The sequence below is a fragment of the Bacillus cereus group sp. BfR-BA-01349 genome, from assembly GCF_022663795.1.
In the GTDB taxonomy this organism is placed as follows: domain Bacteria; phylum Bacillota; class Bacilli; order Bacillales; family Bacillaceae_G; genus Bacillus_A; species Bacillus_A cereus.
Window position 1 is genome coordinate 101,516 of sequence record NZ_JAKUGE010000007.1, and the last position, 18,083, is coordinate 119,598.

Here is an 18,083-nt window from a genome sequence, read left to right on the forward strand (position 1 = left end):
ACAGTGAGAACCTTGATAAAATAAAGCTTTCATAAGTTGTTTCAATTCTGTGAACAACTTAAAAAACTTCTATAAAGTATCCTTTTTAAAAGGAAAATTAGAAAAGTTCTATATAAATCTTTACCCTATTACCGCTCTATTTTACTATTCTCTACTTTTTACAAAACAATATACAGCATTGTAATCTACATATAATCCCATCAAAAAGAGAAGTTGTCGTTTCCAACTTCTCTTCCTCTTTACTTCATCTATAAAAATAGAATCAAATTCTTTATATCCTCTATTGTCCTCAGCATGCGCCAACAATTTCGTTGGCTTTTTTTCGCTTATTAGATACGAGAACGTAAGTAAGCATCAATAAATGGATCAATCTCTCCATCCATAACAGCTTGTACGTTACCAACCTCCGTATTTGTACGATGGTCTTTTACAAGAGAATACGGGTGGAATACGTAAGAACGGATTTGGCTACCCCATCCGATTTCTTTTTGCTCTCCGCGAATTTCATCTAATTCTGCTTGTTGCTCTTCTAGTTTCTTTTGATATAATTTCGCTTTTAACATTTTCATCGCATGCTCACGGTTTTTAATTTGAGAACGCTCCGACTGACATGTTACAACCGTATTTGTCGGTGTATGTGTAATACGAACTGCTGAATCTGTCGTATTTACGTGCTGCCCACCAGCTCCACTTGCTCGGTACGTATCAATTTTTAAGTCTTCTGTACGTACTTCGATTTCAACTTCATCATTGAACTCTGGTACAACTTCACAAGATACGAACGATGTATGACGGCGCCCTGAAGAATCGAATGGTGAAATACGTACAAGACGATGTACACCTTTCTCTGCTTTTAAGTAACCGTAAGCGTTATGACCTTTAATTAATAAAGTTACACTCTTAATACCAGCTTCATCACCTGGTAAATAATCAACCGTTTCTACTTTGAATCCGCGTTTTTCAGCCCAGCGTGTGTACATACGTAATAACATAGAACCCCAGTCTTGTGACTCAGTTCCACCTGCACCTGGATGTAATTCTAAAATCGCATTATTTTTATCATAAGGATCACTTAATAGTAACTGAAGCTCATACTCATTCATTTCTTGAATTAAGCCTTTTACTTCTGATTCTAATTCCTCATGTAAATCTTCATCATACTCTTCTTTTAAAAGCTCATGCGTGATTTCTAAATTTTCGAACGTCTCATCTAACTGACGGAACTTTCCAACCATATCTTTTAACGCATTCGCTTCATTAATTACAGCTTGTGCGCCTTGTTGGTCATCCCAAAATCCTGCGCCCATCATTTTTTCTTCTAATTCTGCAATTTGTTTCTCCTTAGTAGGGAGGTCAAAGAGACCCCCTAAAAGCCGCTAATCGCTTAGCCATTTTCTCTAATTCCTGTCTAATTTCTACTAATTCCATTTCCTTCACCTCTATGTAATTGCTATTACTTTCGTATGAAAACAAGGGAAACTCTCTCCACTTATTACGGAGAGAGTTTAATCCTTCTTGATTATACATTTTTGATATAAAAGTTTGCAAAACAGCCAAAGCTACCGTCCTATATTACTGAACGATACCACAGCAGTTTTTATATTTTTTACCGCTACCACATTTACATAAATCGTTGCGGCCCACTTGGTCACCTTTTACAACTGGCTTTTTCTTTGCTTCTTCGCCATCGCTAGAAGGATGAACAGCTTCACCTTGAACAACTTCTTGACGTTCTAAGTTTTGTTCAATTTCAGCTTTCATAATGTAACAAGAAATTTCCTCTTCAATAGAGGCAACCATTGACTCGAACATCGCGAATCCGTCCATTTGGTACTCACGAAGTGGATCGATTTGACCGTAAGCACGTAAATGAATACCTTCACGAAGGTGATCCATCGCATCAATATGCTCTGTCCATTTCGTATCTACAACGCGGAATACAACAACCTTCTCAAACTCACGCATTTGCTCTTCTGGCATAAGCTTTTCTTTTTCATTGTATCGCTCTATTAATTTCGCGATAATCGGTTCGCTCATTTCCTCAGGAGCAAGGCGACGTAATTCTTCTTCTTTTACATCTCCGTCTTGAAGAAGGTTTGTATTTAAGTAGTCAACAAGACCTTTAATGTTCCAATCTTCTTCAATTTCCTCTTGTGTATGAAGGGCAACAGCACGTTCTACTGTAGATTTCATCATACCTTCAATAATGCCGCGTAAGTTGTCAGACTCCATTACCTCTTGACGCTGTTTGTAAATAACTTCACGTTGTTGACGAAGTACATCATCATATTGCAGTAACTGCTTACGTGCATCATAGTTATTTCCTTCAACACGTTTTTGTGCAGATTCTACCGCACGAGAAACCATTTTACTTTCAATTGGCTGAGAATCATCCATACCAAGGCGGTCCATCATTGCTTTCATATTATCTGAACCAAATCGGCGCATTAATTCATCTTCCATCGATAAGTAGAACTGCGTAACACCAGGGTCCCCTTGACGACCAGCACGACCACGTAACTGATTATCAATACGACGACTTTCGTGACGCTCTGTACCGATAACTGCTAAACCAACGTTTTTCACATCGTCTCCAAGCTTAATATCTGTACCACGACCTGCCATGTTCGTCGCGATTGTTACAGCACCTTTCATACCAGCCTCTGCAATGATATCTGCTTCACGAGCATGGTTTTTCGCATTTAAGATGTTATGACGTACACCTTTACGCGTTAACATTTTTGAAATAAGCTCTGAAGTTTCAATTGCAACTGTACCTACAAGAACAGGTTGTCCTTTTTTATGACGATTTACAATATCCTCAACAACAGCATTGAACTTACCTTCCATTGATTTAAAGATTAAATCGGCACGATCATCACGAATAATCGGTTTGTTGGTCGGAATTACAATAACGTTCATATTGTAAATGTTACGGAATTCCTCTTCCTCTGTTTTCGCTGTACCAGTCATACCAGATAATTTTTCATACATACGGAAGTAGTTCTGGAATGTAATTGTTGCAAGCGTCATGCTTTCATTTTGAATTTCTACACCTTCTTTTGCTTCAATCGCTTGGTGTAATCCTTCGCTATAACGACGACCTTTCATAAGACGACCAGTGAATTGGTCTACAATTACGATTTCGCCTTCTTGTACAACATAATCTGTATCACGGTGCATAACAACGTGTGCACGAAGTCCCTGATTAATATGGTGAAGAAGTGCTACATGTTTTAAATCGAATAAGTTTTCAATATGGAAAGCTTTCTCTGCTTTCGTAATACCATCTTCTGTTAACATTACATTTTTCGTTTTCACATCAAATGAATAATCTTTTTCATTTTCTAACGTACGAACAAATGCATTTGCAAACATGTATAGCTCTGTTGATTTTTGAGCTTGTCCTGAAATAATAAGCGGCGTACGTGCTTCATCGACTAAAATAGAATCGACTTCATCGATAATAGCAAAGTGAAGTGGACGTTGAACGCACTGCTCTTTATATAAAACCATGTTATCACGTAAGTAATCGAATCCAAGCTCATTATTTGTGCTATACGTAATATCAGCAGCATAAGCCTCTTGTTTCTCTTCGCGTGACATACTATTTAAGTTAATTCCTACCGTTAAGCCGAGGAACTCATGAAGTTGTCCCATTTCGCTCGCATCACGTTGTGCTAAATATTCATTGACTGTAACAACATGAACACCTTTTCCTGTTAAAGCATTTAAATATACAGGTAATGTAGATGTTAACGTTTTACCTTCACCCGTTTTCATCTCAGAAATATTCCCTTCATGTAAGGCAATACCACCCATTAACTGTACGCCATATGGACGCATTCCAAGAACACGAGTTGCCGCTTCGCGAACAACCGCGAAAGCTTCAGGTAGTAGATCATCTACTGTTTCACCTTTTGTTAGACGTTCTTTAAATTCAAGCGTCTTTCCTTTTAATTGTTCATCAGTTAGTGGCTTAATAGATGACTCTAATGCATCAATTTGCTCAACTGTTTTCTGCATACGTTTAATTTGGCGTTGATTTACATCAAACACCTTTTTTAAAATACCGATCATAGGAAATACGCTCCTCTTTTTATCAAAATAAAACTTCCGATTGTTTTTCTTTTTCTCTATTACAATCAGTCGTTATAAAAATCAAATGTATGTTATGCCAATTTTTCTCCTAATTAAAAAAACTAAAATGTATATACCTAATGATAATTGTAACACTTGTCTTATAACTATGACAACAATCGGCAAGATGTCGGGCCTTATATTCAAAAAAAGTTTTTATTTCATTTGTTACGTTCCTTTTCTCTGTCTCGCTATTTCAATTTCACGTTACAAATTTCGTATTCAATCTAAGTCATATTCTTTCAAGTTTCCTTTTAAAGAATATGACTACCAGAAATTCCTTAATAAAATCTAAATCAACAATTACAAAAAGCCGGAAACTTTGCAGGTGCAGCATCCATAGATACTTACACCTACAAAAAAACTCCGACTTTAAAAGATATTGTTATGTTGCAAGATCTACAAACACCATTAAAATATAGCTGTATCAATCATAAATTTTATTAATTTATCGGTATTTCTAATTCATGATATTTCCCTTTCTTATCCTTTATACAAGAAATGAATTTCACTTTAGTTGATTCATTTGAAAAGTTTTTATAATTTTTATAAGGGTCATCTCCTATAAAATAATTTGTCCCTATATACCCTCGTACTGTTTTACCAGCAGGTATTACAGGATCAAACTGATATTTTTTAGGTAATTCCATTGAATAAGGGATTAAATTATAAAACTCACCTATTTTAGAATAAAACATTGTATCGGAAATAGACTTATTACTAAGCAAGTTAATATCTCGATTTGTTGTATTTGTAATATCTAAAGGTAAAACATACGTCACTACTTCACGGTCTTCATAGGGATCATAAACTTTTGTAGGATCAAGAGGATTGAGTGCATGAAATGTAACTCCTTGCCCATCTTCAAAAGTTCTATTAGATAAAAACTCATCTTTTACCACTTTATAAGATTCATTATTAAGATTTAATGTTTTAAATCTTAATAAACTAGCAAATATACATAGCAACAGACATAATCCAATACTTATTAAGATATGTTTTCTCGTCACTCTTAATCTACCAACTTTCCATTATTAACATGTACAATACGATCTACCATTTCATTATCTAGAACATGCACATCATGACTGGCTACAACAATAGTCGTTCCCTTGGCTTTTTCTACTTTCAAAATATCTAAAACATCTTTTATCCCATCACTATCTAAAGCATTAGTTGGCTCGTCTAATAACAGTAATTTTGGTTGTTCCATTAAAGCTTGCGCTATCCCTAAACGTTGTTTCATACCTAAAGAGTATCTTTTATACTTTCTCTTATCTGTTTTATCAAGTCCAACCCTTTGAATAATATTATAAATCTCCTCATCGGAGATTTTATTGTTAATCGATGATAAAAATTTCAAATTCTGAAAACCAGTATACCCTGGAATAAAACTTGGATATTCAATCAATATTCCCATAGAATCAGGAAATTGCTTTTGTTTTCCAATTATTTCATTATCTATATAAACAACTCCAGAATTCAAGCGCATTAACCCTGATATAGCGCGTAAAATCATCGTTTTACCAGAGCCATTATGCCCCTTCAAAACTAAAAATTCGCCTTTTTTTACTGACAAACTAATATTATCTAACACAATATTTCCTTTTAATCTTTTCGTCATACATTCACATTTAATATAATTGTCCATAAATTATTCACCTATCACATCTAGTTTTTTAAAACAAAAACTACCTAATAAAATCATTACAACAACAATTACTACTCCTATTAAAAGTAAATCATTATATTGAATAGATTGATTATTACCTAAAGTCAATTGAATTGAACTGTGATCAACAAAATACCAACGATTTGGCATAACAAAAGAGCCTAAAAAATAAATACTATGAAAGAAAATAGACAAAAATAGGTACAACAACATTAGTACAAAAACAATAGTTATCGGTATATAAAAAGTTAAAAACTCAAAAATCAAAGCTAATAAAAAGCTTATAATTATTTGAATTAGCATAGTACCTAATATCTTATAAGGAAATTGACTATATAAATTCAAAAAATTATACTCGCCTAAAGAAAGCAAATAGTAAGCGCTAAACCAAATAAAATACATACCAATCCAAATAATAATTATATAAAAAAACAAAGATAATATTTTCGTTAACCACAGAAAATGCTTCTTCTTAACACGAGGAAATAAATAAACACCATTCTGTTGAATATCTGAAAAAGCAAAATTCCCTACAAGCAACAAAGGAGTGATTTGAAAGAATATCCAATAAAAAGGGATAGAAAATCGCCCCTCCTTATAAAAATAAGATAAATCCACAAAGTCTACTCCATGAAAAAATCGATAAAAGGTAACATCTACTAATACAGATTCTTTACCATTACCAAGAGGCTGATTGTATAAAAAAGCAATTGCAATAATAGCGTAAATTAAGAATAAAAAAACCATTATCTTGATGGAATCTCGAAACCTTACATATAAATCTCTTTTTAACAAATAATATAAGATCATAATGTAAACTAGACCACCTCTGTCTCATCATTCATAGAAATATAACTTTTTTTAGATAAAATCCATACACTTATAAAAAAGATAAAAAAACAGCCAAATAAGCGTATAAATAAACCAGTAGCATCTTCAAAGACATTTATATAAAAAGCATTTGTAAATAAAAATCCATGTAATATAAATCTATCTAATAAAACAGCAGTAATCATACATATTATTACAAGTAAACTAGGTAAAAATAATTGCAATAAAGCACTTATCATACATATAAAAACACTCGCAAATAATTGAATGCAAAATAATAATGGATAATTTACATCAACACTAGTTACAGCCATCATAGTTGACATCAAAAACAACTGTAAAATCATACTCCCAGCAAAAAAGTAAACAAAAACGAATAATTTTAAATAATATATAGAAACTAATTTCAATGCATTATTCACTCTGTAAACAACATAAATACTAAAAAAGTTCGACATAGAATATACAGAAAAAACAATTGTTAAAGGAATAAATATAGTCGACAAATTATACAACGACATAACCTTATACAAAGCTTCCAATTCGTTCATTTGCTCTTTTATAATTCCGGTTTCAAAATAATTGAACAAACAACCAATGATACTGACATTAAGTAAAAAGAGAATACTTAACCAAACATATTTCATCCTTATAGTTTCTTTCATAACATTATAAAAGAACATGCTTCCTACTCCCCCGTAAATAAAGAACTACAGAACAAAACCAAATACATAACAGTACACTAAGAAAAATTTGTAATTCAAAAAAGCCAAAATCTTTAATTAAATAATCTTTAGGATTGAGAATCCCTTTTCCAATACCAAGCCAAAAAATATGTAAAATAAATGGAACTAAATAAATAAAATAAACTCGTTTTATAAAAAACGAAACTGATAAAGCTAAACTCGAAAAAACCGCACCGTATAAACCATTTAAAAATACATACATTAGAAAATATAAAGTAGGGTACTTATAATAAACTATATGAAATTGAGCTGTTGGCGAAACAGTAGAAGCCATATAATTTAATATTGGATGCGGAGCAACTGTTGGATAAGTCATCACATATAAATAAAAATTAAATAGTAAAGGGACACTTATAATAAAAAAAGATACAATAAAATTAATAAAATAAAGCAGCTTAAAATAATAACATGTTCCCATCTTAGAAATAACAGGATAAATAAATCCATAATTTTTATCAATTCTATAAATCCCTGCTACAGCCATTGCGGAAAGCATAGGAAATATAAGTAAATAAAACTCACTATAAAACGATAATCTATTAAAATATAAAATATTAGATAAATATGGGGATACCTTTATAATCCCAGCATCGTTAAATCCTTTAGTTGTCACAAACATAGCAATATATTGAGCAATAACAATTACTAACATAATAAATAAAGACAACCAAAACATCCTACCTTTTAAAATCCTTCCTAAAAAGTAACTCATCTATAGCTCCTCCATAAACCATTAAATTTAAATCTTTTTTAATATGAACAATTGATCCGCAACACCATAACATTTCTTTTCTTTATTTAACCAAATGTAACGAAAAGAAACATTTGCTCTCTCTCCTTCAAATTTAGGAAACCCAACTTCATACTGATAAACATCATTTGTGCCTTTTCTTTTTACACTCTTAACTTCTTGTTTCCACTGAATTACTTCTCCATCAGTTTGTTCAATCCGTCCCAAGAGATACGTTGGTTTTTTCTTATTCGTAACACCCGTCAAAAAAACATAATAATTTTCTGGTATAACTCCTAATTTCAATTTTTTATTTGAAAGCTTATCCTCTATTAAACTATCATTTTTTTCTATTTGTCCTTGAAAGAAATCATCACCATTTTCACTTTCCAAAAACACTTGTTCAAAAATAGTATTTTTGTTAATTCCTTTTAATTCAATACTTTTCAAATTATCTTTTTCCGTTAAAGTATCTTCAATATGTACAATAGGTTCATCTACTTTCTTTTGACAAGAAACTAAGAAACTAATACTCAATATAAAAAAACAAACTAAAATATTTTTTGAAATAAACCTCATTACAGCTCCTCCTATTTTAAAAATGAAATAACAGGAAAAGTCGTATAATCCGGATTTGAAACTATACGACTTTTTCTAGCACTATAAAATAAATAATTTCAATTTATAATTTCTAAATCAATATTCAATGTAAGGTCCACTAGGTCTTACACTATCAGGACTCCAAGCAGTAGGATAAGCATTATTTTCTCTAGAATAACCACCAAATCTCACAGGCACATTTTTCCCATGGTTTTCATATGCATAATTTTGAAAAAGATATGTTCTACCTGGTATCACTGTTCCTTCATGCTTACCTGAAACATTTACCCATTTTCTATCTTCTACATTTTTATTTTTATCTGCTTCTGTCCAAACATTGAAAGAACCTCCGCCCTTCTCACTGCTCTTCACACGCATATACATAGAGGTAGGCGTCTCTTTAGGACGTGCATTAGTATAATCATATGGACTCCAAAGTCTAAAGGTAAAATTCACATGGTCATCCCTTGTACTAGCCTTAGCCGGTTCGGTTAAAGCGAAAGTACTAGCTAAAATACCTAACGATAAAACAGATCCAAACATAAAACGACTTTTTTTCTTAATGCTCACTAAAAGCACCTCCGATAATTTGTAGCATTATATTGATTGTATTTTTCCACTGAATGAATAAAATCAATATAATACAATATTATGGTAACAACACCTCAACACACCTTCAATGGATTTCAGAATATTTAATATTACTTTTACACTTGCGAACATTTCGTTAAATTTTTAAAAACAATACTATATCCCTAGCAAAGAATTACTTGTAAAGGTAGCTACATTCCTATGCTTGTTCCAAATAATAAAGAGTAACTCACCTCTCTAAGTTTCGAATTTTCTCCTGCTGTTTTGAGGAAATACCGCCTAAAAATCACTTCTTAATGAAATCGGCTACTTATAAAACTTTTTTAACCTTGCTGCGAAAAATACAAAAAAGCGCAGCCATTTCGGCTGCGCTTTCGAATTATTATTTAGTTTCGATTAAACCGTATTTCCCATCTTTACGGCCATATACAACATTAGTTTCGTTTGTATCAGCATTTGTGAAGACGAAGAAATTATGTCCTAGCATATCCATTTGTAGGATTGCCTCTTCAACGTCCATCGGTTTTAAATCGAATCGTTTTGTACGTACAAGTTCTAATTCATCTTCTTCTACCTCATCCAAAACAGCTACTGCTTCTGGAAGGATAAAGTTCGTTTTCATAGAACCTTTCTCACGTAACTTACGATTGACTTTTGTTTTATGTTTACGAATTTGTCGCTCAATTTTATCAACTACTAAATCGATAGCAGCGTACATATCGCTATTAGTTTCTTCTGCACGAAGTAATAAATCAGTAAATGGTATTGTTACTTCGACACGTTGCTTGTCAGAGTATACTTTTAAATTAACTTTAATCTCTGGGAATGTATCAAAATAACGCTCTAACTTACTTAGTTTTTTCTCTACATATTCCTTTAATGCTGGAGTTACTTCAATATTTTCACCACGAATGTTGAATTTCATAGATGAATTCCTCCTTTCAAGCCTATGTATTATAATTTCGACATTGGCTTAAAAACTCCTTCTAACTTTTTTAAAAAAATTAGTGGAATTGCGATTTTTTTATCGTTTTTTGTTGAAATGAAAAGATGCATCGTTTCTATCTTTATTTTATCCTATTAACATCGTGAATAACGAATATTTCTGTGGACAATTCGTTACAGAAAAGAAACAACTTTTTGACAACTTATCCTATAACAAAAACCCCTTGCGAAAAACAAGAGGTTCTACTATATATAACGTTGCCACAAATGCAGCTTTCTCTTCCAAAAACAATATACCCTACAGTTTCACAACATTAGCTGCTTGTGGTCCACGTGCTCCATCTACAATGTCAAACTCTACTTGTTGCCCTTCTTCTAATGACTTATATCCATCTTGTTGAATAGCAGAAAAATGGACAAATACATCGTCACCATCTTCACGCTCAATAAACCCAAATCCCTTTTCTGCATTGAACCATTTCACTCTTCCTTGCATGTTCATTCCATTCCCTTCACTCTAAAAATCAGGGCATTCGCCCCATATTTTGACTATAACGAATGACAACATATGAAGTCAAAGAAGACTTATCGCCTTTTTATTATCCCTTTCGACACTTCCATATTAACTTCTACAAAGTGTCAAACTAGATACTTCCCTTGCCCCTCTTTCATATAACAAACTTCCGATTTGCCTAACTGTAATCCCTGTCGTATACACGTCATCAACGAGTAAAATATGTTGCCCAGAAAACATCTCTTCTCCCTGAAAATAAAAAGGATTGCTTCCTGACACCCTTTCTTTACGTGTCTTCTTACTTTGCTTTTCTGTTTCCCTTCTTCTTAATGATGGATAAGAAATTTTGACAGGCAAACAAGTTGCTAATAACTCAGCTTGATTAAAACCACGTTCAATTTCCCTTTCCTTACTAAGCGGAACAGCGATAACGGTTGAAACATTGGCAAAATACTTTTGAAATAAACTTCGAAAAGGACGATAAAAAATGTGCACTAACTCTGCATCCCCCCGAAACTTAAACTGTGCTACTATTTCTTTCATCTCATCATCATACATATATAACGAACGGTTTTTAAAAGAACGATACTTCTCCTCTTTCGTCCACCTTATACAATCTATACAAATACCGTCTTCTTGAAATGAGGCAGGAACAAATTCTAAAGGTCACCCGCACTCCATGCAAATTTCTCCTATAATATAGGAAAGTTTCTGCTCACATCTATCACATATATATTTTCTATGACACTTTACAAAAAAAGTGTACCAACTAATCTTTTCTACAAAACACTCATCACAAAGTAAACAATGCATTAATCGATCAATCCTTGTTCTTTCGCATTTTTATTCATACCTTGAATATGTTTTTTCGCGCGCACCATCGCCTCTGTCTTGCCATAGTGAAAATAAATGACCTCTCCATACGGTGCTTCAAAGCTCCGCCCTGCTCGGCCCGCAATTTGTACGAGCGCACTTTCTGAAAATATTTCTTCTTCCGCCCCTAAAACTGCGACTTGCAAATTTTTCACCGTTACGCCTCGCTCTAAAATTGTCGTTGTAACTAATAATGGGATTTCTCCCTTTCTGAAAGCCGCTACTTTTTCTTTTCTCTCCGGATCTTCTGCATGTACACCTTCAATTCGATTGTTTAATGGTTTTAACAACAAGCTTATTTCTTCTATATATCGCACATGGGGGACGAATAAAAAAATAGGGAATTTTTTATTTAAGTATGTTTGTAACCACTGTAGTAAAACTCGAGGAATTCTTTTATGAATGAGGTTTTTTTTCCAATTCCCGCACCAACAAAATAAAGGAACTGGCAAAGGATGACGATGATATCGTCCAGAAACAATAACACCTTTTTGTTTACCTTGTTTAAGTTTTCGCTTCCATGTTTCATCTGGAGTCGCAGTTAAATAAATACGCGCCGCTTTTTCTTTCATCGCTTGTTTTACCGCGTACTGTAACATTTGATCTGCACAATATGGAAAAGCATCTATCTCATCTACAACCATGACATGAAACGCCCTATAATAACGTAATAATTGATGCGTAGTCGCAACGACTAGTACTGCATCTTTTTCTTTATCCACACTCCCTCCATATAAAGCCGCTACCTGTATATATGGAAATACTTCTTGCAATCTCGGTGCTAATTCCAGAACAACATCCGTTCTCGGCGTTGCGATACAAACTCTTTCTCCTTTTTGAAGCGCTTCGTTAATTCCGTAAAACAACATCTCTGTTTTCCCAGCCCCGCATACAGCCCAAATAAAAAATGATTCTTTTTGCTTAATAGCCTCTATAACTCCTTGCGCCGCCAAATTCTGGCCAGTAGACAACGTCCCGTTCCACTGTAACAAATTTGAATTCTTTTCTCTCTTTCTTTCAGCAATCCCGCGAACAAGTACAGCACATTCACTTACTCTCCCCATCGTTATACACTTCCGGCAATATGTGCACACTTTACTGCACCTTTTACATAAAAACGATGCAAATAGCCGCCGATCTACATTTCCACAGCGTTGGCACATATATTTAGAATTCTTCTTTTTTACACCTTGTACACATACGATCTCTCCCTTCTTTTTCAAATCGTTTAATTCCCTCTGTAAATCTGAAGAAAGTTCTTCTAATAGCAACTGTTTCCCCGATAGCATCAACAATCACCTCCAGCACTACTATAAACCTTTCTCATCATCTCGTAAAAACTCAAAAAAGCCGATAACCTACTTATAAAATAGTAAGCTATCGACTTTATACACATGTTTTATTCTTTTATAAATCCTAGAATCGACCGTATCCTAAGAAATGTTTTTTGTTATACGAACTGTTAATATCACCGTACGCAATTCCTTTATCACTAGCATGGATCATTTGGCCATTACCAACGTAAATACCGATGTGAGATGGACCTGCTTTATAAGTACCTTGGAAGAATACTAAGTCTCCTGGTTGTGGGCTATCTACTTTAGAAACTGAGTTCCAGTAACCCCTAACGTCTTGACGACCTACACCAAAGATGTAAGAAATGAATCCACTACAGTCAAAACCACCGTTTGATGGAGATGCACTTCCCCAAACATATGGCTTACCTAAATATTGCTTAGCTTTACCAATTACGCCAGTATCCGGTGGAGTTGGTGCTGGGTTTTGCTCTGGTGTTTTCTTTTCTGCTTTAGGTGCCTCTTTTTTAGGCTCTTCTTTTTGAGCTTGTCCACCATTGTTTGCTGGTGCAGCTTGCTCTGCTTGTTTTTGAGCAGCAGCTTCTTGTGCAGCTTTTGCTTGTGCTTCTTCTTCGGCAATGCGTTGTAATTGTAATGCTTGTTTCTCAAGCTCTTTCAATTGACCTTCCGTACTTGTCATTGAAGTTACAACTGTATCCATTTTACCGCTTAAATCGTTTACCGCTGTTGCTTTTTTCTCTTTTTCAGCGTCAAGTTCTTTCTTAGCAGTTTCAATTTGAGCTTGTGCTTCTTTTAATTCTTTTTGTTTTTCTTTTACCGTTGCAACATCTTTTTTCACACTAGCTTGGTCTTCTTGTTGTGTTTTCATGATATCTTCATCAGACTCAAGAATTTTAGAAACAGAAGTTAAACGATCAACTAAATCTGCAACGTTTTTAGAGTTTACAAGAACTTCTGTTACAACGTTCGTATTTGGTTGTTCTTGAAGTGCAACTAAACGCTTTCTTAATAACTCTTCACGTTTTGCAATCTTTGTTTGTAATTCTGCAATATCTTTATTTTTCTTTTCAATTAATTGCTCAGTATCAGCAACTTTTTTCATTGTTTCATCAAGCTTTGCAGCATTCTCTTGAACAGATTTATCTAAACCTTGAATTGTTTTGTTTAAGTCATTCATTTGTTTTTGTAATTCATCACGTTCTTCTTGTTGTTTATGTAAAGTGTCATTTTGCGTGTTAATTTGTGATTTCACATCAGAAATTTTATCTTCTGCAAATACATTTGGTGTTAGCCCAGAAAACATTAATCCTGCAACTAATGCACAAGATGCCATTTTTAGCTTTTTCATTTTATTTTTTACACCGCTTTCTTTTTTCTTTTTCCGTATATAACCTATAAAATTTATACCATAATTCGGGATTTTTTTTGCTAATGTTACGTTTTTGTAAAACAAATGTAATATTATATGTAGCTCTAGCGCAAAATGCGTATATTTTTGTATGTATGTGTAGAAATTTATATACTTTTCTCACTTCTATAAACAAAGAAAAAACGTAAGGAATTCCTTACGTTTTATTAAATATACGAATACAGATGAAATGCTACTTCATCCATTTCTCAGCCCAATTTTGGACCTCATCCATAACACTTTCTAACGCTTTTCCCTTGTCAGTTAAGCCATACTCGATTCGAACTGGTACTTCTGGGTAGACATTACGAACTACAATGCCCTCGCTTTCCAATTCCTTTAAACGCTCTGACAACATACGATCGCTCATATTTGGGATAATATCTGCGATTTCTCTAAAACGTTTCGACTCTTCAAGCAAAGATTTAATAATTAAGCCAGTCCACTTCTTACTAAGCAGAGTAAAAGCTGACTCAAACTTTGGACATAAACAAGAATTATGCTCCATATGTTTCACCTCTCTTCTATTATAATATAGTTTCTTGTAAAAAGTAAGTTATAAAACTTTCCTCATTATTTTATTTTACGTACATTTTACCATTTCCAAATATTAACTTGTCAACTAAACGTAACATACCCGTAAAAAAACCCTCTTAAAAAGAGAGCTTTTATATCTTTATTACTTCGTATACCATCCAAGACCTAATGCACCTTCACCTAAGTGCGTACCAATTACAGCTCCAAAATAACCTGTACGAATTGTGACGTGAGGATATTTTGCTTCTAATTCTTTCTTCCATTCATTCGCTTCTTCTTCACGTTGCGCATGAATGATAACTGCTTCCATAGGTACACCTTTACTTGCTTGCTCATCAAAAATTTCAATGATACGTTTTAATGCTTTTTTACGTGTACGAATCTTTTCAAACGGAATAATGATTTTATCTCTAAAATATAAAACTGGCTTCACTTGTAACAGACTGCCGATGAAAGCTTGCGCGCTATTCAATCGACCACCACGCTGTAAATGATGTAAATCATCAACTACAAAATAGGCGTCCATCGTTTTCTTCATTTCATCAAAACGAGCGATAATCTCTTTCGGGTTCTTTCCTTCACTTGCTAACTTTGCACCTTCACGCACATAAAATCCTTGTACTTCACAACTAATTTCAGAGTCATACGTGTATACATCAATACCCTCTACCATCTGTCCAGCTGTCGTTGATGTTTGATATGTACCACTAATTCCACTTGATAGGTGAATACTAATAACTGCATCATAATCTTTAGCTAGTTCTTCATATAGCTCAACAAACTTTCCGATTGCTGGTTGAGAAGTTTTTGGAAGTTCCTCTTGTTCACGTACTTTCACATAAAAATCATCTGCTGAAATTTCAGCTTCTTCTTGATAAGATTCTGTTCCAAACACAACGTTTAATGGAATCATATATATATTGAGTTCATCACGAATTTGCTTCGGTATATATGCCGTACTATCAGTAACAATAGCTACTTTCATTTTCGTACCTGCCTTATAAAAAGTTTTATTTCCTAATTTTACACGAAAACTACAAATGGTGCATCCATACATGAAAATGCCGGTTGAAATTATACCTACCATCTCGACAAATTACAACAAAAAGATAAAATACTCACCAAAAACTTCAGCATATTTAGAAAAAATGTTTGAATATAAAAAGGCTCGCTTTTAAAATGGAAAGTACTAGTCATTTTGATAGATAGGGGCGTACACAAGTGCTATTACAATATTTTACAATCAAAGACTACGGCGAACACGAAATCGTCATTCAAAAATCAAGATTTATTTGTTATATTAGCCGAGCAACGACTGAGGAAGAGGCTCAAGAATTTATACAAAAAATAAAAAAACAACATTGGAATGCAACACATAATTGTTCCGCTTATTTAATTGGCGAACAAGATCATATTCAAAAAGCAAATGATGACGGCGAGCCTAGCGGTACAGCTGGCGTACCAATGCTAGAGGTACTTAAAAAACGTGGACTAAAAGATACCGTTGTTGTCGTAACACGCTATTTTGGTGGCATTAAACTTGGCGCAGGTGGATTAATTCGTGCATATGGAAAGTGTACAAGCGAAGGCATTAATCATGTCGGTGTTGTCCAGCGAAAACTAATGCGTGTGATGCAAACCGAGATTGATTACACATTACTTGGCAAAGTGGAAAATGAATTACGCAATTCAAAATATGCCATTAAAGATATACATTATCTAGAAAATGTCACATTTGATACGTATGTAGAAGAAGACGGCAAACAAGCATTTACAGATTGGATGATTGAATTAACAAACGGGAAATGTACAATTACAGAAGGAGATATGTTGTACTTAGAACAAGATGTTATCTAAGCATAACCCATTTATCCCCTTCAAAGATTAATGTAGTGAATTACTTCCCTACAAATGAACTAACGAACTAAGGAGATTATATATGGAAGAACGTTATTATCATCTCCAAAATAGCAGAATAAAAAAGAAGCGAAGAAGGAAACTTTTCTTCTTCCTTATTTTCGCATTTTTATTTGGCAGTATAGGAGTTTATGTGTTAAATTCTTACTCTTCTCTTATGGGGATGTATAGTGGTTTTACTCGTGAAAAATCGGATTTAAGAAACAAAGATGTAGAAATTACAAAGGAACCTTTTACAATTCTCATTATGGGTATAGAAGATTATGCGACAGATGGTCAAAATGGGCGTACAGACTCATTAATGTTCGCAACAGTCAATCCAAAAACGCAAAAGATTTCACTTATGAGTATTCCTCGTGATTCTCGAGTTAAAATTGTTGGCAAAAATAAGGAAGACAAAATTAACGCTGCCCATGCTTACGGCGGAGAAGAAATGGCAATCAAAACTGTCGAAGGCTTTCTAAAAGTTCCTGTAGACCATTATCTGAAAATTGATTTCCAAGGCTTTAAAGGTATCGTTGATGCTGTTGGCGGTGTTACCGTTGACGTACCCTTTGATTTCTGGGAACGCTCTGACGTGGATTACTACAAAAAAATTCATTTTAAGCAAGGACAGCAAAACTTAAACGGTGAAGAAGCACTTGCTTATGTCCGTATGCGAAAGCAAGATCCAAATGGCGATTATGGTCGAGCTGCTAGACAAAGACAATTACTGGCCGCTGTTGCCCAAAAGCTAAACTCCACCTCTACTGTATTTAAAATTAAAGATTTAACAGCTGTCGTTGGAAAATATATAAAAACCGACATTCCTATTTCAGACGGACTTGCTCTTTACAATAAACTTTCTGGATTTGATCCTTCTACAATGCAAACGTTAAAGCTTGAAGGCGAAGACAAAAAGATAGGCGGTATTTATTACTTCCTTCCAGATCCAATCAGTGTAGAAACGGTGCGTAACGAAATTGAAAAAGAATTAGGAGAAAAAGCAAAAAACCCAACTACAAAAAACAACTCAAATCCTGATTCAAATTCAAATTCAAGTTCTAATTCTAACGAACAAACAAAAAAAGAAACAAAACAAAATAAAACACCAACTGATCCGCCACCTTCTACAAATGCTCATGCAGAGTGGATTATGCGTAATCAGCCGTAACAAAAAGGCCCAATCTATGTGAACTGAACCCAAAAAATTAGACAAATATATTAAGCAGCTACTAAGGATTGAACTCTGTATTGCACAGGGGACAATCCTTTTAGTTTTGT

At 33.9% G+C, this 18,083-nt stretch carries 17 protein-coding genes and 1 pseudogene; 2 read left to right on the top strand and 16 right to left on the bottom strand.

Features of this window, described 5'->3' with window-relative positions; all coding sequences use genetic code 11:
- Positions 1–329 precede the first annotated feature (329 nt).
- The 16 genes and pseudogenes from prfB to MR169_RS06455 all read right to left on the bottom strand — a co-directional run bounded on the left by prfB (position 330) and on the right by MR169_RS06455 (position 15,888).
- Positions 330–1,428, bottom strand: a protein-coding gene (prfB, locus tag MR169_RS06380) for a peptide chain release factor 2 (protein WP_096001716.1) whose coding sequence is annotated in 2 segments (ribosomal slippage) — positions 330–1,355 and positions 1,357–1,428 — 1,098 coding nt in all. Because the reading frame shifts where the segments join, the coding sequence is not laid out codon by codon here.
- 144 nt (positions 1,429–1,572) lie between these two features.
- Complete coding sequence (secA, locus tag MR169_RS06385) at positions 1,573–4,080, bottom strand: preprotein translocase subunit SecA (protein ID WP_242319132.1); 2,508 nt, start codon at positions 4,078–4,080, stop codon at positions 1,573–1,575.
- A 503-nt stretch (positions 4,081–4,583) separates the two neighbouring features.
- A complete protein-coding gene (locus MR169_RS06390) occupies positions 4,584–5,111 on the bottom strand; it encodes a hypothetical protein (RefSeq protein ID WP_033668381.1) in 528 nt (175 codons plus the stop codon).
- 41 nt (positions 5,112–5,152) lie between these two features.
- Entirely contained in the window at positions 5,153–5,791 is a 639-nt protein-coding gene (locus tag MR169_RS06395; RefSeq protein ID WP_000371027.1) for an ATP-binding cassette domain-containing protein, read from the bottom strand.
- Positions 5,792–5,794: 3 nt separating this feature from the next.
- Entirely contained in the window at positions 5,795–6,559 is a 765-nt protein-coding gene (locus MR169_RS06400) for a hypothetical protein (protein WP_086424227.1), read from the bottom strand.
- A 71-nt stretch (positions 6,560–6,630) separates the two neighbouring features.
- Positions 6,631–7,326: a hypothetical protein gene (locus MR169_RS06405; RefSeq protein WP_000466507.1), complete on the bottom strand. Its 696-nt coding sequence runs from the start codon at positions 7,324–7,326 to the stop codon at positions 6,631–6,633.
- Positions 7,313–8,101: a hypothetical protein gene (locus MR169_RS06410; protein WP_000120044.1), complete on the bottom strand. Its 789-nt coding sequence runs from the start codon at positions 8,099–8,101 to the stop codon at positions 7,313–7,315. The genes MR169_RS06405 and MR169_RS06410 overlap by 14 nt, the downstream gene beginning before the upstream one ends.
- A 27-nt stretch (positions 8,102–8,128) precedes the next feature.
- On the bottom strand, positions 8,129–8,698 hold the full coding sequence (locus tag MR169_RS06415) for a hypothetical protein (RefSeq protein WP_242319133.1): 570 nt from the start codon (positions 8,696–8,698) through the stop codon (positions 8,129–8,131).
- Positions 8,699–8,815: 117 nt separating this feature from the next.
- The gene (locus MR169_RS06420; protein ID WP_242319134.1) at positions 8,816–9,289 is read right to left on the bottom strand and encodes a hypothetical protein; all 474 of its coding nucleotides are present in this window, start codon (positions 9,287–9,289) and stop codon (positions 8,816–8,818) included.
- A 403-nt stretch (positions 9,290–9,692) separates the two neighbouring features.
- Positions 9,693–10,235, bottom strand: coding sequence for a ribosome hibernation-promoting factor, HPF/YfiA family (gene hpf / locus MR169_RS06425; RefSeq protein WP_000671186.1), 543 nt, complete (start codon positions 10,233–10,235; stop codon positions 9,693–9,695).
- Between the two features lie 318 nt (positions 10,236–10,553).
- Positions 10,554–10,751: a cold shock protein CspC gene (gene cspC, locus MR169_RS06430; RefSeq protein ID WP_001990088.1), complete on the bottom strand. Its 198-nt coding sequence runs from the start codon at positions 10,749–10,751 to the stop codon at positions 10,554–10,556.
- 126 nt (positions 10,752–10,877) lie between these two features.
- Positions 10,878–11,582 (bottom strand): annotated as a pseudogene (locus MR169_RS06435) (phosphoribosyltransferase family protein).
- Positions 11,582–12,931 carry an ATP-dependent helicase ComFA gene (gene comFA, locus MR169_RS06440; protein ID WP_086424210.1) on the bottom strand — a complete coding sequence of 450 codons (1,350 nt, stop codon included), beginning with the start codon at positions 12,929–12,931 and terminating at the stop codon, positions 11,582–11,584. Before comFA ends, MR169_RS06435 begins: the two are co-directional and overlap by 1 nt.
- Before the next feature lie 127 nt (positions 12,932–13,058).
- The gene (locus MR169_RS06445; RefSeq protein ID WP_242319135.1) at positions 13,059–14,411 is read right to left on the bottom strand and encodes a coiled-coil domain-containing protein; all 1,353 of its coding nucleotides are present in this window, start codon (positions 14,409–14,411) and stop codon (positions 13,059–13,061) included.
- Positions 14,412–14,559: 148 nt separating this feature from the next.
- Positions 14,560–14,874 carry a winged helix-turn-helix transcriptional regulator gene (locus MR169_RS06450; protein WP_000400857.1) on the bottom strand — a complete coding sequence of 105 codons (315 nt, stop codon included), beginning with the start codon at positions 14,872–14,874 and terminating at the stop codon, positions 14,560–14,562.
- A 171-nt stretch (positions 14,875–15,045) separates the two neighbouring features.
- A complete protein-coding gene (locus tag MR169_RS06455) occupies positions 15,046–15,888 on the bottom strand; it encodes a DegV family protein (RefSeq protein ID WP_242319136.1) in 843 nt (280 codons plus the stop codon).
- A gap of 236 nt (positions 15,889–16,124) precedes the next feature.
- Between MR169_RS06455 and MR169_RS06460 the strand changes: the two genes are divergently transcribed.
- Both MR169_RS06460 and MR169_RS06465 read left to right on the top strand, forming a co-directional pair.
- On the top strand, positions 16,125–16,760 hold the full coding sequence (locus MR169_RS06460) for a YigZ family protein (protein ID WP_000926665.1): 636 nt from the start codon (positions 16,125–16,127) through the stop codon (positions 16,758–16,760).
- Between the two features lie 82 nt (positions 16,761–16,842).
- Complete coding sequence (locus tag MR169_RS06465; RefSeq protein WP_086392938.1) at positions 16,843–17,973, top strand: LCP family protein; 1,131 nt, start codon at positions 16,843–16,845, stop codon at positions 17,971–17,973.
- The last annotated feature ends 110 nt before the right edge of the window (positions 17,974–18,083 follow it).